This window comes from Streptomyces sp. NPDC086519 (assembly GCF_040686075.1).
Taxonomy (GTDB): Bacteria; Actinomycetota; Actinomycetes; order Streptomycetales; family Streptomycetaceae; genus Streptomyces; species Streptomyces shenzhenensis.
In genome coordinates this window covers 192929-207068 of the sequence record NZ_JBFBJL010000009.1, presented here as the reverse complement: position 1 = coordinate 207068, position 14140 = coordinate 192929, and the positions used below count along the sequence as shown (strand labels likewise).

Here is a 14140-nt window from a genome sequence, read left to right as displayed (position 1 = left end):
TCGGCGACCACTTCGATTGCGGGTGCGCCCCCGGCCGCCGAGACATGAACAGACGATCACCGGGCGCAGCGCCCCTGACGTGACGAGGCCGCCGGGCTCGACGGCCGGCGTCCGGGCCGATGCCGGGATCTGCTGCACGGCCTGGTGGATGGCGTGGGTGGTGGTCATTCCGAACGAGTACGACAGCCACCGGCCGTGCGCGGAGGGCCAGTTGATGAACTCGTGCGTGCCGCCCGGGAATCGGCACGGACCTGTGAGCGGCGCCCGCGCCGGTACCTCAGCGTCCCGTCAGGAGGGACCTGGGTCCAGGACTCAGGCCAGGACGCGTCGCAGCCGGTCTCGAGGCGGGCGGCCATGGCCTTCCGGGAGATCGCCGCGTCCTGGGCCAGCCAGTAGTAACCGTGGAAGCCGCCGGGCCGGACGTCAACGCGGCGCGCGCGGACTGGCTCGACGAGCCGAGCCGAGGGGACGGCCCATCCGGCCCACCGGTCTGCTTCGGGGTCACCCGGACGGATCGCAGTGCCTCGCAGGTCTGACGTCGCACCCGGCCGGAGGGGTTGTCCACCGAACCGGAGCAACTTCGTCCCTTCGGACCGCCGGCGGCGTCTTACGCCAGGGATGCCAACGACTGCTCCGCCCAGATGATCTTGCCGGTGGGCGTCTGGCGGCTGCCCCAGCACTCGGAGACCTGGGCGACCAGCAGCAGCCCACGGCCGCCCTCGTCCAGGACGCGAGCTCGGCGCAGATGCGGCGCGGTGCTGCTGCCGTCGGACACCTCGCAGATCAGCGTCGTGTTGCGGATCAGCCGCAGCTCGATCGGCGGGCCGCCGTAGCGGATGGCGTTGGTCACCAGTTCGCTGACGATCAGTTCGGTGCTGAACGTCAGTTCCGGCATCCCCCACGCGGTGATCTGCTCCCCTGCGAACCTGCGGGCCTGGGCCACGGCCGCGGGGTCGCGCGGCAGCTGCCAGGTGGCGACCTTGTCCGTGCCGAGCACCAAGGTACGGGCCAACAGCAGGACGATGTCGTCGGCAGGACGGCCGGTCAGCACGGTGCGCAGCACCTGCTCGCAGGTCTCCTCCAGGGACTCGGCCGGGCGGCTCAGCGCCCGGCGCAGCCGGTCGAGACCGGCCTCGATGTCCCGGTCGGCGGCCTCGACCAGGCCGTCGGTGTAGAGGGCGAGCAGGCTGCCCTCCGCCAGTTCCACCTCGATGGCCTCGAACGGCAGCCCGCCGAGGCCGAGCGGCGGCCCGGCGGGCAGCTCCAGGAAGCGTACGGTGCCGTCGGGGCGGACCAGGGCGGGCGGCGGATGCCCGGCTCGCGCCAGTGAGCACCGCCGGGACACCGGGTCGTACACCGCGTACATGCAGGTGGCGCCCAGCTCGGCGGCCGCCTCGCGGGGGTTCCCGCGCGTTTCGGGGCCCTCCTCGCGGTCGAGCCTGATGACGAGGTCGTCCAGCTGGGTCAGCAACTCGTCGGGGGACAGGTCGACGTCCGCCAGGGTCCGTACGGCGGTACGCAGCCGGCCCATGGTGGCCGACGCGTGGATGCCGTGGCCCACCACGTCGCCCACGACCAGGGCGACCCGCGCGCCGGACAGCGGAATCGCGTCGAACCAGTCGCCGCCCACGTCCGCCCCGGAACCGGCCGGGAGGTAACGGTAGGCGACCTCCACTGCCGCGAGGCCCGGCGGGCGCTCGGGCAGCAGGCTGCGCTGGAGCGCCAGCGCGGTCCGGCGCTCCCGGGTGAACCGGCGGGCGTTGTCCACGCTCACCGCCGCCCTGGCGACGATCTCCTCCGCGAGCATCAGGTCGTCCTCGCCGAACGGCTCTGTCGTCCGATGCCGCAGGAAGTGCACCAGACCCAGCGTGACGCCGCGGGCACGCAACGATACCAGCATCACCGAGTGGACCATGTACCGGTCGACCGTCCCGGCGCGGGCCGTGGAGGACTCGATCCACTTCCGCAGCCCCCGGTCGCCCTGCCCGTACAGGGCGCCCTCGCCGGTGACCAGCGCCGCCGTCGGCGGCGAACCCGCCGGATAGCGGCTCGCCTCCCCCAAGGCAACCACCGACTCCGGGCAGCCCTCCAGCACCGACGCCTGCGCGGTGCGGCGGACCTTGACCGGCTCGCCGGGCGGCACCCGTTCCGGTTCGTCACCCTGCGCGACGGACTCCAGCAGATCCACCACGACGAAGTCCGCGAACCCGGTCACGGCCACCTCGACCAGCTCCTCGGCCGTCCGCGTCACGTCCAGGGTGCTGCCGATCCGGAGGCTTGCGTCGTTCAGCACCGCCAGGCTCCGACGGGCCCAGTACTGCTCGGTGGTGTCGAACACGGCCGCCGACACCCCTTGTACGGTGCCGTCCGGGTCCTTCAGCGGCGAGATGAACATCGACCGGGAGTGTTCCCGGCTCTCGCCCGGGGCTTGACCGACTCCCTCGTAAAAGATCATCTCGCCGGTGCGCAGCACCTGCCGCTGTATGCGGTCGTACTCGTCGAACGGCCGGTGGGGCTCGATCTCCCACAGGGTCAGGCCGCGCATCTCCTCCTCGCTCCTGCCCATCGCCCGGGTCATCATCTCGTTGGCTGCCAGGAACCGGGCCTGCCGGTCGTAGATCGCTACCGGCACCGGGAGCTGCGCGAGCGCTCGGTCCCACAGGGCCGCCGCCCCGGGGTCCCCCGGACCGGCCGGGTACGTCTCGGCCGCACCGGTCACCAGCCAGAGCCGGCCCCGGGCGGCGTCCAGCAACGGCGCCCCCCGCAGCCGCACGAGGAGCTGGCCTCCGTCCCGGTGCCGCAGCGCCACCAGACCGGTCCAGGGCTGCCCGTCGGCCATGTGTCGCCGTACGGACGCGGGCAGGTCCGCGGCGAGCAGATCGGTGGCGCGCCGGCCGACCGCCTCGCCGGGTTCGTACCCGAGCAGCTGCCGGGCCCCTGCGGACCACACCAGAAACGTCCCGTCGGCGTCCACGACGACCGCCGAGTCGGCCGGCACGGTGACGTCCTTCCTGTCCATCGGCCGCCTTACACTCGTTCTCGCGGGGGTCACGCCCCCTCAAGCCTCCCTCTGCACGGCGCCGCGCTCAAACCGAGGCCGTCAGCCCGTGGTGACGGCGCCTGTGACGGTCGGCGAACACAAGGCGGGCGGCCTGGCTCGGCCCGCCGGTCCTTCGGCCGGCCCGCGTCCCGGTCCCAGTCCTCGCCAGGGCGGGTGAACACGATCCGGATGGAAGACATGCGGCCGTGGTCGGCGACGTTGGCGACCAGCTCGGCGATGACCAGGGCTGCGGCGCCGGTTAGCTCTCCGGGCCCCAGGCGGGTCCGGACGAGTGCCCGAGCGACGGCGGCGCTCGCCGGCTCGCGGGGCACCGACCCGAAGTGGGCGACGACCTCCCGCGCGAGGGCGCGCAGGCTCACGCCTTTCGTGAGGCGCCGGATGCGCGCGACCGGCGGCACGGCGGCGGGAGACGCAGCGGCTTCTCTCCAGAGCGGACATGTGCAGCACCACTGAACAACGGCGGGGGCGTTAGTTCGGAGCAGGCAATCCTCCTGCTCCTGCTGTTCTGCGCCGGGTTCTGGGCTGTCCGGCCCCCGGGTGGTGGACCGGCTCGGCCGTCTGGTGGGCCGCTCCGCCAGGCGGCCGGCGACCCTGCCGGCCGGGCGCAGGCTCAGCGACGACCCACCGGACGTCTGGCGCACCGTCAGCGGGCTGATGCCGGCCGGGTTCGCGGCCGGGTTCTTCTCCGTCAGCCTGCTCGGCAGCGACACCTCCCAGTACCGGGCCAGGGCGCCGTGAGCACGCCCCACGCCTCCGAGGCCCGCATCCTCCTGCACCGGGCGGACGTCACCGCGACCGTGACCGTCGGAGACGCCGACGACTACGAAATCCTCCTCGGCCGCGGCCCCGGCGTCGCGTCCGCGCGCAGCGCGTCGGAGATGGACTTGACGCCGCCGTGCGCGGTGAGCCCGCCGTCCACGGGGATCTCCGCTCCGGTGATGAAGGACGCGTCGTCGGAGAGGAGGAAGACCACGAGCGGGGTGACCTCGTCGACCGTGCCGGTGCGGCCGAGCGGTGTCTCGCGGAGGTTCGCCTCGCGGAAGGCGGGCGCGGCGGATGCGGTCATCTCGGTCTCGATGAAGCCGGGGTGGATCGTGTTCACGCGGATCCCGCGCGGGCCGAGCTCCGCCGCGGCGCTCTTCGACAGACCACGCAGGGCCCATTTGCTGGCCGTGTACGCGACCGGGTAGTGGCCGGTGAGCGCGGCGGTGGAGCCGACGTTGACGATGGCGGAGCCGGGCGGCATGAGCGGGGCGAGGTGCTGGATGGCAAGGAGCGGGCCGGTGACGTTGACGGCGTGGACGCGGGCGAAGTCCTCGGGGCGGACGTCGTCGATGCGGGCGCGCCACGTGATGCCCGCGTTGTTGACCAGGCCGTGGACCTGGCCGTACGACTCCCGCAGTGTCGCGGCGAGTTCGGCCCAGTCCTCCTCGCTGGTGACGTCGAGGCGGCGGCAGCCGGGTGCTTCGGTGACGTCGGTGGCGATCACTCGGGCACCTTCCCGCACCAGGGCCTCGGCCTCGGCGGCGCCCTGGCCGCGGGCCGCGCCGGTGACGACGACGACCTTACCGAGGAGCCTCTTGGGGTACGGGTCGTTCACGGCCGCTCCCGGGTGCGGCGGCGAGCGGTCGGCAACGGCACCGGATCGGCGCCCGCGACCACCGTGTTGGAGACGGAGCCGAGGCCCTCCACGGTGAGGGTGACGGTGTCGCCGGGCTTCAGCGGGGGCGGGGACTGCTCGCCTCGGACGCCCCACAGTTCCGCCAGGCAGCCCCCGTTGCCGCAGGTGCCCGAGCCGAGGACGTCACCAGGGACCACGACGGTGCCGCGCGAGGCGTAGGCGACCATCTCCTCGAAGGTCCAGCTCATGTTGGACAGCAGGTCCCTGCCGACCACCTCGCCATTGACCTCGGCGGTCAGCGCGAGGCGCAGGAACCCCTCGGCGTCGCGGTACGGCTCCAGTTCCTCGGCGGTGACGAGGTACGGGCCGAGGGTGGCGGCCGTGTCCTTGCCCTTGCAGGGGCCGAGGCGGACCTGCATCTCGCGGGACTGGAGATCGCGCGCGGACCAGTCGTTGAAGATCGTGTAGCCGATGATGTGGTCGCGGGCGTTCTCAGGGGTGAGGTCGCGCCCTTCCCGGCCGATGACGGCGGCGACCTCCAGCTCGAAGTCGAGGACGCCACTGCCCGGGGGAACGGGCACGTCGTCGTGGGGGCCGATGATCGCGTACGGGTTGGTGAAGTAGAAGGTCGGGGCGTCGTACCAGGCATCCGGTACTCCGTCGGCCCCGTCAACGGACCGCCGTACGCCCTCGACATGCTCCTCGAAGGTGACGAAGTCCCGCACGGTGGACGGCTGCAGCGGGGGCAGCAGCCGTGCCTCGGAGACATGAGGTCCCGGCGGGACGTCGAGGGCGCCGGCGCCGATGTCGAGCAGCGCGTCGAGTCCGTCGCCGGACCGGATCAGTTCCGCGAGTGAGCGCACCCCGGGGACCGGGTAAAGGGTCCCGTCCTCCGCGACGACCGCGACCCGGCGTCGGTGCTGGTGTTCATAGGTGGCGAAACGCATGTAAGGCTCCAGGCCCCGACGGGAGTGGGAAGAGGGGGGACCGGGGACGCGGGGTGGGAAGTCAGGGCAGTTGACAGGGCCACCGCGCCCCCGGAACTCGAGGAATCAGACCGGCGGGGCGACGAACACACCGCGGTCGACGTCGTTGAACGACTCCTTGGCGACCAGTTCATTCATCGGATTGGCGGTGCCCCACTGGTCCGAGACCTCGGGCTGGGAGAAGTCGTAGACGTGCGGGTGCCAGGTGTCCTCGTCGAGGACCTCCAACTCGGTCGTGTACTCGACGGTGTTGCCGTGCGGGTCGAGGAAGTAGGTGAAGGTGTTGTCGCCCGCCATGTGCCGGCCCGGCCCCCAGACCTTCTTGAACCCGGCCCGCATCACCCGGCCGGAGCCGCGCATGTACTCGTCGATGCCGCGCATCTCGAAGGAGACATGGTGCAGTGAGGTGTGCGGTCCCTGGGAGATGGCCATGGAGTGGTGCTGGTTGCTGATCCGCATGAAGTGCATGACCTCGCCCATGTGCGGCGAGCTGAGCGTGTCGGAGTGACGGAAGCCGAGGTGGGTCTCGTACCACTCCCGGGTCCTGTTCAGATCCGGCGAGTTGAGGACGACGTGCGACAGCTTGACCGGGATCGACTCCTTCTCCTCGATCCTGCGGTGCTGCCGCACCTCGACGTCGGCCGAGACCTCTATGGTCCGCCCGTCGACATCGAAGAAGCGGAAGCCGTAGCCGCCACCGGGGGTGTCCGCCTTCCCCGGCTGGGAGACCAACTGCACGCCTCCAGAAAGGAGTTGCTCCGCCAGGGTGTCGACATCGGCTGCGCTCGCGGCGCCGTAGGAAACCAGGTCGAGACGCTTCTCGTCGGCCTTGCGCAGCCGGATGACGTACTGCTCGGGGCTGCCCTCGGCGGCCAGGAAGGAGATGCCGGAGTCCTCGGCGACCTTGGTCAGGCCCCAGACACCGGCGTAGAAGTCGAGCTGCTTGTCGTAGTCGGGCACGGCCAGGTCGACGTGCCGCAGATGGGTGAGCAGACGTGCGCTCATGGTGGGTTCCCTCCTGTGTGGGGGTCAGGTGAGCCGCAGCAGGGCAACCGCGTTGCCGCCCTGTACGGCGTGGCGGTCGGCATCGGACAGCCGGGCCGCGCGCAGTGCGCCGACCGGATCCTCGGTGCCCATGTCGAAGGGGAAGTCAGAGCCGAGCAGCACCCGGTCGGCACCGGCGACCCGGATCAACTCCCGCAGCACGTAAGGGTCGTGGACCAAGGAGTCGAAGTACAGCCGCTTGAGGTAGCTGCTGGGCAGGTGGGCGCAGCCCACGCCCGCGTCGGAGCGGGAGGTCCAGGCGTGGTCGGAGCGGCCGATGTGGGTGGGCAGGTAGCCTCCGCCGTGTGCGGCGATCAGCTTCAGTCCCGGATGGCGGTCCAGGACACCGGAGAAGATGAGGTGGGAGAGCGCGACGGCGTTCTCCGTGGGCTGGCCGACGGTGTTGGAGAGGTACCACCGGTCCAGGCGCTCGTCGAGGGTGCAGCCGAACGGGTGCAGGAAGAGGATCGCGCCCGCCTCCTCGGCCCGAGCCCAGAAGGGCTCGTACGCCGGGTCCGAGAGCTCGCGGCCCGGTGCGTGCGAGGAGATCTCGACGCCCGACAGGCCCAGTCCGACGGCGTGTTCAAGGGCACGTACCGCCAGCTTCGGGTGCTGCAAGGGGGCGAGACCCAGGCCGTGCAACCGGCCGGGTGCCTGGGCGCAGTGCGCGGCCGTCGCCTGGTTGGCGAGCAGGTACAGCTTCTCGGCCGTCTCCTCGTCCGACCAGTAGTGATAGTGGGAGGGGGAAGGGCTGACCAACTGGACGTCCACGCCCTGCGCGTCCATCGCGGCGAGGCGCACGGCCACGTCGGTCAGCTTCGGGATGCGCTCGCGCACCATGGGGCCGTTGGCGGCGAGGGCGGCCGGGCCGTTGCGGCGGGCGTCCAGCGCCCGTGCCTCGGCGAGACCGGGCAGGCCGGCCACCAGGGCCTCGACCTCGGGGAGCAGGACGTGCGCGTGCACGTCGATCGTGGGCGTCGTCACGGCAGCTCCTTGAGGAAGTCCATCGTGCGGTTGATCAGCCCGGGCACGTCGGCGTCCCGGACGTCGTCCAGCTGCCATTGGCCGATCTGGAGGGACGCCTCGACGACGGTCCGCACCCGCTTGACGCGGCGCTCGTAGTAGGCCTGGAGAAGGTCGTCGTCCCACTCCCGATCGCCGGTCAGCAGTTCCGCCAGCACGGAGGCGTCCTCCAGGGACAGCGCCGCACCCTGCGCGAGGGTGGGCGGGCAGCAGTGGGCGGCGTCGCCGACCAGGACGACCCGGCCGCGATGCCAGGAGCCCTCGACCAACAGCCGCTGGAACCAGGTGTAGTTGACCTTCGCCGGGTCGGTGATGTGCTTGGTGATCTCGGGCCATGCGCCGCCGTACTGGTAGGCGAGTCGGCGCATCTCGTCCGCGTATGACTCCGGACGGACCGAGGCGCGGTCGCGGCCGCGCTCGACCACATAGGCGTAGATGGTGTTCTCGCTGGTGGGGGTGTAGCCCGCTATGAAGGCGGGCCCGCCGTAGGCCAGGTCGGACCGGGTGACGCCCTCGGGGCGCGGGGCGGGCATGCGCCAGATCGCCATGCCGGTGGGTTCGGGTCTCTCGGTGATGCCGATCGCGGCGCGGGTGGCCGAGTTGAGGCCGTCCGCGGCGATCACCAGGTCGTAGCGGCCGCTCGTGCCGTCGCTGAAGCGCACCGAGACTCCGTCGGCATCCTGCTCCAGGGTCTCGACGGTGGTGCCCAGACGCACGCCGGCGCCGGAGGCGCGGACCGCGTCGCTGAGGATCTGCTGGAGGCGGGGGCGTTGCATGCCGAGAGTGGCGGGCAGGTCCTCGCCGCCCGTCTTGATGACGTCGCCGACGAACAGGACCGTGCCGTCGGGGGCGGTCACTCCCAGCGACTCGAAGGTGTACCCGGACGCCTCCACCTGCTCCCAGACACCGATTTCGCGCAGCACCCGCAGGGCGTTGCCCTGGAGGGTGATGCCGGAGCCGGTACCGGCGTTCCAGTCGGGTCTCGCCTCGATCAGGTCGACGGCGAGGCCGGCATGGCGGAGCAGGACGGTCACGGCGTTGCCGGAGGCGCCGCCGCCGATGACGAGGACGGCGGGGGTACCCCCGGCCGAAGGCTGGGGGAGGGTCTGGGGCATAGGGAACTCCCTTGTTCCGACGGTTACTTGACGGCTATCGGGTTGACCGGTGAGCCGACGGCTCCGGTGATGGGCAGGGGAGCGGCGGTGAGCCAGAACTCGTACACGCCGTCGCGCGCGCAGTCCTCCGCGAGCGCGTCGAGGTCCCACATCTCCCCGATGAGCAGACCCATGTTGGGGATGACGACCTGGTGCAGCGGCTGGAAGGCGTGCTCGAACTCGTTGGGCCGGACCTCGAAGCCCCAGGTGTCCGTGGCGATCGCGGCGATCTCGGTGCGGTGCAGCCAGCCGGCCGTGGCGAACGACAGCCCGGGCGAGTCGCCGCCCGCGTAGTCGCCCCAGCCCTCGCGGCGGGCGCGGGCCAGGCCGCCAGTGCGGACGACGACGATGTCGCCACGGCCGACTCCCACGCCGTGCGCCTCGGCCGTGGCCAGGAGATGTTCTTCGGTGATGGCGAATCCGTCGGGCAACTCTCCCCCACTCTCGGCTCCGTTCGAGCGGGAGGTGCCCCCACCGGTGCCGATGACTCGGCCGACGTCCAGGAGGACCCCCCGCCCGGCCACGTACGGCGCCATGTGCTCGATGCCGGTGACGAGGTCGCCGTCGGAGGTGACGACCTTCTCGGCGGCCCGCCCGTTCCAGGCCATGCCGTGGTCGAAGATGTGGCCGAGCCCGTCCCACTGGGTGGAGCACTGCAGGGGCATCGCGATCACGTCGTCGGCACCGCCGATGCCGTGCGGGAAGCCCTGGTTGCCGAAGGCCGCGTCGGTGCCGGTGTCGAGCATCGTGTGCACCGGGTTGGTGCGGCGACGCCAGCCCTTCTGCGGGCCGTTCATGTCGAAGGACTGCGACAGCGAGAAACTCACGCCCCGCCGGACCAGCGCGGCTCCCTCCCGGCGCTTGGCCTCGTCGAGGAAGTTCAGTGTGCCGAGCACGTCGTCCTCACCCCAGCGCCCCCAGTTGGAGTACGCCTTGGCGGCTTCGGCGATCGCGCCCTCGGGGTCCTGCCGGTTCACGTCGACTCCGCCACACATCGCGTGCGCTGGGCGCCCAGGCCGGTGATCGATCCGTCCATCACGTCTTCGTCGCGCAGCAGCCGTCCCCAGTGGATGCCGTTGCCCGCCGGGCTGCCGGTCAGCACCAGGTCGCCGGGCAGGAGCCGGGAGGTCTGGGAGATGTACGACACCAGCCGCGCGATACCGAAGAGCATGTCCTTGGTGGACTCGTCCTGCATGGTCTCGCCGTTCAGCTTCAGCGTGACGCGCAGGTCACCGGGGTCGGCGATGGACTCGGCGGGGACGATCCAGGGCCCGAGCGGGGTGAAGCCGGGGGCGTTCTTGCCGCGCAGCCAGTCGGTGCCGATGGCGGGCATGTCGCGGCGGAAGACGGTGGCGCGGTCGGTGAGGTCATTGGCGATCGTGTACCCGGCGACATGCTCCAGTGCCTCCTCCACGGAGACCCGGTACGCCGGCCTGGCGACCACCGCCGCCAACTCCAGCTCCCAGTCCGGCTTCTTCGCCCACGCCGGCAGCACGACGTCGTCGTACGGGCCGGTGACGGCGCTCGGCAGCCCGATGAACACGTACGGCAGGTCCTCGGCGGCCCGCCGGTCCATGACCGCGGCGATCTCGGCGCGGGCCTCCTCCACCGTGCGCGGATCGTCGGGCGTGCGGTGAGCCACCTCCAGATCGATCACGTGCTGCCGGTAGTTGGCGCCGGACTGGAAGACCTGGCGCGGTTCGACGGGAGCGTGCACCCGCAGGCCCTCCAGTGACCGCCACCCGGCGTCCGTGGCCGCCGCCAGCTCGTGCAGACGGGGCAGTACCGTGTCCCAGCGCTCGAAGACGCCCCGAGTAGTCAGGGCGGGCTCGGCAAGGGCCGTACGAAGATCCAGCACGCGCCCCTGGGGGATCACCAGACCGGGGAAAGAGGCCTGGTCAGGACCTGAGAGGGTACCGAGGGCGAAAGGGCCGACGAAGGGCGCGGAAGGGGCTTCGGGTTTCACGGGCGTGTCCTCCAAATTGCGGTGGGACTAATCTGGCGCTGTCCCGCCCGATCTGGGAAATCAATCTTTCTTATATGGATCATCTGCCACGTGAATAGAGCTGCCTCTGGCGGTCTCGGTCTGGAGGCGTCGTGTCCCTGTCCGGCCTCGATCTCAATCTCGTCCTGTCGTTGCGAGCCCTGCTGGAGGAACGCAACGTCACCCGCGCCGGGCAGCGCGTCGGGCTCAGCCAGCCCGCGATGAGCGCGGCCCTGGCGCGCCTGCGCCGTCACTTCGACGACGAGTTGCTCGTCCGCAGCGGCGGACACTATGAACTGACGGCTCTCGGCCGCGCCCTGCTTGACCGCACGGCCACCGCATGCGACCTGCTGGAGCGGGTCTTCAGCAGCAGGGCCGATTTCATGCCGGGCAACGAGGAGCATGAGTTCACCCTGCTCAGCTCCGACTACGCCACCGCCGTGTTCGGTGCAGAACTCGCCCGTGCCGTGCACGCCCAGGCACCAGGCGTGCGGCTGCGCTTCCAGCGCACACCGCCCGATGTCACGGAGAACACCGCGACCATGCTGAGCACTGCGGACGGCCTGTTCATGCCACACGGCATCATCAGCGGTTTCCCCGCCGTCGAGCTGTTCACCGACCGCTGGGCCTTCCTCGTCGCCGACACCAACGACGAGGTCGGCGACCGGCTGACCATGGAGGATCTGGCGAGCCTGCCCTGGGTCACCTACCAGCGCACCTACGACGCGCCGGCCGCCCGGCAGCTGAGCATGCTCGGCATCGACCCCCGCGTCGAGGTCTCTGTCGACACCTTCCAGGCGCTGCCCTTCCTGGTCGCCGGCACCCGCCGGATCGCCCTGGTCCAGCAGCGCCTGGCCGAGCGGCTGAGCGGGGTTGCCGCAGTACGCGTCATGGAGCCGCCCTACGAGACGGTGCCTCTGCAGGAGGCGTTCTGGTGGCACCCCGTCCACACCCACGACGCGGCCCACATCTGGCTGCGCGAGATCGCCGCCCGCGTGGGAGCGGCGATGACCGCGTCCGAGCCTGGCCGTATCGCTGCGGCAGCGGCGACGGAACAGACGTCCGGCTGACGGAGCGGTACCGAGCGGCATCCAAGGCGTGGCACGACCAATGGCGAACCCGCTCGCTCCCCTCAGCGGCGAAGGGTTTCACATCGCGTTTCACGATCAGATTCCCCCAGTGCAGGGCGCTCGGGCGGTGGGCGCAGCGCTGGGAAAGGTCAGCCTTGAAGCTGATGTTCACGCTTCCGCCCTTGCCCACCTGGCTGTCCACAGGCAGACCGACCTGCTCGGCGCCGGTGCTCCGTCCGCCGTCGGCGCCGATCGGGCAGCGGCCCGTACGACTTGGCGGCGTGAACGTCTTGGGGAGGCTGCCCCGCTATTGCGAGCACAAGGAGTCGAAGCCGTCGGCGTTGAAGCTGTGGATCATGTTGCCGACCCGGTCATCACTGGTGAATGGCACCTCGGCGGTATTCGCCACCGGCATGCCCTGGACAGACAGCAGCACCATCTGGGCCCGCCGCCAAGTCGCCACCGACCCAGTGATTCCTCATGCTGTTTCTCAAGCTGCGCGCGCAGTGGGAGGCACGGGAGTGTCAATTTACTAACTAGAAACCGCCAATTCGTTCACTTCCCGGGTCGGATCGAAGCGCGTCCCAATGCTCTATGAGCAAACCGTCCTTGACCCGGAAGATATCGATCAGCATCCAGTCCGTCCGTACTTCTTGCCGGACGACGAAATCACCTTCCGCGATCAGGTTGACTGCCAGCTGTCGTGATTCGATCATCGATTTTGGAGTTATCTTCGGCATTACTTCCAGTACGAAGTTGCGAAGACCTTCGGGACCTTGGCCTGCCAATGGGTTGTGTTGTATGTAGTTCTCGTGCACGAGCTCATCGATTACGTCGATATTCTGGGGTGGGTTCTCGCCCTCGAAGAGTCCGTGCATGAGCTTGGCCACGAGCTCCTTGTTCTTGTCGAGCTGTTCGTTGCTCATGATTTACCTCGCTGTCTTGAGCGGATAGTGGCCTGGTGGTGAGCGTCCCGAGGAACGATCGGACAGTGTCACGGTCTTCGCGCATGCCGTCATGCTCGGCCGGCGGCCAAAACCAGTGGGAAGATCGTCGCTAGCCCAGGCGGGCCCGTTGGAGTCTGAGGGAGGCCGATTTCCGGCCTTTGGCTTCAGGCGGAAGATCAACCGCCTTGTCGGCTCTTTATTGCGCCGATGCATGAGAACCTTCGGCCGTGACACCGCGTTGGGCGGGCTTCAAAGCTTTCCGGGGCAGTCGGCTATGTGATGTGTCACGGTATCCTTGCTGATGTCTCAATGGAAGAGGGTGGCTGCAATATTTTTCGCGGTGCAGGACGATCTCCGCCGGCGACGAGGAGGGACTACGCGATGCCTCCACGGTCGGGGTGGGGGCTTGCATCCGCCAACGATGGACGGGTGAATGCGGCTTGACGCCTCACTCCACCTCTACCAGCAACGCGGTCACCGGGTAGACACTGGCACCGACAATCGCCGCATCGACCTTGTTCGCCGGCGCGTACGGGTCATCGGTGCTTGTCGGGACCGCGATCGTCGGCGTCCGCCCTCCGCGGAGCTCGCGTCCCTCACGGCACTCACGCACCATCTCGATGCGGATCAGGTCGCTTTCTGCACGGTGAGTCCGATGCGGATCCCTGAGTACGTGTTTCACCATCGTGTTCTCCGCGATCACCGGATCGCCGGTGATCGCATGCGCTCTGCGGGCTCTGGGGCGGCGTGGATTTGGGCGTGCGACTCGACGCGGGCGACACCCTGACCGGTATGGCCGTACGCGCCGTATTCGAATCGGGGTCGCCAAGTGGAGTGCGGCGGAAGTCGAGCTCGTCCGCTCGCTCCCACTTGCGCTCGTCACGGTTCACGGAGCATCTGGCGACACCCGTCGATGAACGGCGCCGTGAGGTCTGAACAGGGCGAACGTTCGTTTTCCATTCGTCTGTTTGGCTCCACCGCGAGTTCGCCTCGATCGCGTGAGCTGTCCTGAGTCCGCGGTCCGCCACGGGGACGTCCTCGCCGTCATGGCCACCGCTCCGCGCCGCCACTGGCACGCCTGTGAGATCACCGCAGCGCTGAACACCGTCGAACAAAGCACCCTCGCGATGCACCTAAGTGCTTGGGGCATGTAAGAACCTGCTGGTCAAGACCGGGTCAGTAACCTGCAAGCTCCCCGAGCAGTCGGCGGCGGCCTCCCTCACGCAGTCGCACGCCGTCACGAACACGCC

12 protein-coding genes and 3 pseudogenes are annotated in these 14140 nt (G+C 69.9%); 2 read left to right on the top strand and 13 right to left on the bottom strand.

Annotated elements, in window-relative coordinates; translation table 11 throughout:
• Nucleotides 1–96 precede the first annotated feature (96 nt).
• Together AB0P24_RS12055 and AB0P24_RS12050 are read right to left on the bottom strand one after the other, a co-directional pair.
• A pseudogene (locus AB0P24_RS12055) lies at nt 97–278 on the bottom strand (IS1380 family transposase); the annotation flags it as partial.
• A gap of 329 nt (nt 279–607) precedes the next feature.
• Entirely contained in the window at nt 608–3019 is a 2412-nt protein-coding gene (locus AB0P24_RS12050) for a SpoIIE family protein phosphatase (protein WP_365792811.1), read from the bottom strand.
• A gap of 579 nt (nt 3020–3598) precedes the next feature.
• Between AB0P24_RS12050 and AB0P24_RS12045 the strand changes: the two genes are divergently transcribed.
• Nucleotides 3599–3799 (top strand): hypothetical protein, encoded by a 201-nt coding sequence (locus AB0P24_RS12045; protein ID WP_365792810.1) that lies wholly within the window; start codon nt 3599–3601, stop codon nt 3797–3799.
• An 82-nt stretch (nt 3800–3881) separates the two neighbouring features.
• Here AB0P24_RS12045 and AB0P24_RS12040 read toward each other — a convergent pair whose 3' ends face one another.
• The 7 genes from AB0P24_RS12040 to AB0P24_RS12010 all read right to left on the bottom strand — a co-directional run bounded on the left by AB0P24_RS12040 (nt 3882) and on the right by AB0P24_RS12010 (nt 10855).
• On the bottom strand, nt 3882–4661 hold the full coding sequence (locus tag AB0P24_RS12040; protein ID WP_365792809.1) for an SDR family oxidoreductase: 780 nt from the start codon (nt 4659–4661) through the stop codon (nt 3882–3884).
• A complete protein-coding gene (locus tag AB0P24_RS12035) occupies nt 4658–5629 on the bottom strand; it encodes a fumarylacetoacetate hydrolase family protein (RefSeq protein ID WP_365792808.1) in 972 nt (323 codons plus the stop codon). Before AB0P24_RS12035 ends, AB0P24_RS12040 begins: the two co-directional genes overlap by 4 nt.
• Nucleotides 5630–5734: 105 nt before the next feature.
• Entirely contained in the window at nt 5735–6673 is a 939-nt protein-coding gene (locus AB0P24_RS12030; protein WP_365792807.1) for a VOC family protein, read from the bottom strand.
• A 24-nt stretch (nt 6674–6697) separates the two neighbouring features.
• Nucleotides 6698–7696: an amidohydrolase family protein gene (locus AB0P24_RS12025; protein WP_365792805.1), complete on the bottom strand. Its 999-nt coding sequence runs from the start codon at nt 7694–7696 to the stop codon at nt 6698–6700.
• On the bottom strand, nt 7693–8850 hold the full coding sequence (locus tag AB0P24_RS12020) for an FAD-dependent oxidoreductase (protein WP_365792803.1): 1158 nt from the start codon (nt 8848–8850) through the stop codon (nt 7693–7695). Before AB0P24_RS12020 ends, AB0P24_RS12025 begins: the two co-directional genes overlap by 4 nt.
• 23 nt (nt 8851–8873) lie before the next feature.
• Nucleotides 8874–9884 carry a cyclase family protein gene (locus AB0P24_RS12015; protein WP_365792801.1) on the bottom strand — a complete coding sequence of 337 codons (1011 nt, stop codon included), beginning with the start codon at nt 9882–9884 and terminating at the stop codon, nt 8874–8876.
• Complete coding sequence (locus tag AB0P24_RS12010) at nt 9863–10855, bottom strand: fumarylacetoacetate hydrolase family protein (RefSeq protein ID WP_365792799.1); 993 nt, start codon at nt 10853–10855, stop codon at nt 9863–9865. The genes AB0P24_RS12015 and AB0P24_RS12010 overlap by 22 nt, the downstream gene beginning before the upstream one ends.
• A gap of 131 nt (nt 10856–10986) precedes the next feature.
• Here AB0P24_RS12010 and AB0P24_RS12005 point away from each other — a divergent pair, with 131 nt between their 5' ends.
• The gene (locus AB0P24_RS12005; protein ID WP_365792797.1) at nt 10987–11943 is read left to right on the top strand and encodes a LysR family transcriptional regulator; all 957 of its coding nucleotides are present in this window, start codon (nt 10987–10989) and stop codon (nt 11941–11943) included.
• 85 nt (nt 11944–12028) lie between these two features.
• Here the strand turns inward: AB0P24_RS12005 and AB0P24_RS12000 are convergent.
• The 4 genes and pseudogenes from AB0P24_RS12000 to AB0P24_RS11985 all read right to left on the bottom strand — a co-directional run.
• Nucleotides 12029–12196 (bottom strand): annotated as a pseudogene (locus tag AB0P24_RS12000) (FAD-dependent monooxygenase); the annotation flags it as partial.
• 57 nt (nt 12197–12253) lie between these two features.
• Nucleotides 12254–12382: pseudogene (locus AB0P24_RS11995) on the bottom strand (IS630 family transposase); the annotation flags it as partial.
• 97 nt (nt 12383–12479) lie between these two features.
• Nucleotides 12480–12869 carry a nuclear transport factor 2 family protein gene (locus AB0P24_RS11990; RefSeq protein ID WP_365792795.1) on the bottom strand — a complete coding sequence of 130 codons (390 nt, stop codon included), beginning with the start codon at nt 12867–12869 and terminating at the stop codon, nt 12480–12482.
• A gap of 469 nt (nt 12870–13338) precedes the next feature.
• Nucleotides 13339–13593 carry a hypothetical protein gene (locus AB0P24_RS11985; protein WP_365792793.1) on the bottom strand — a complete coding sequence of 85 codons (255 nt, stop codon included), beginning with the start codon at nt 13591–13593 and terminating at the stop codon, nt 13339–13341.
• Nucleotides 13594–14140: the final 547 nt, after the last annotated feature.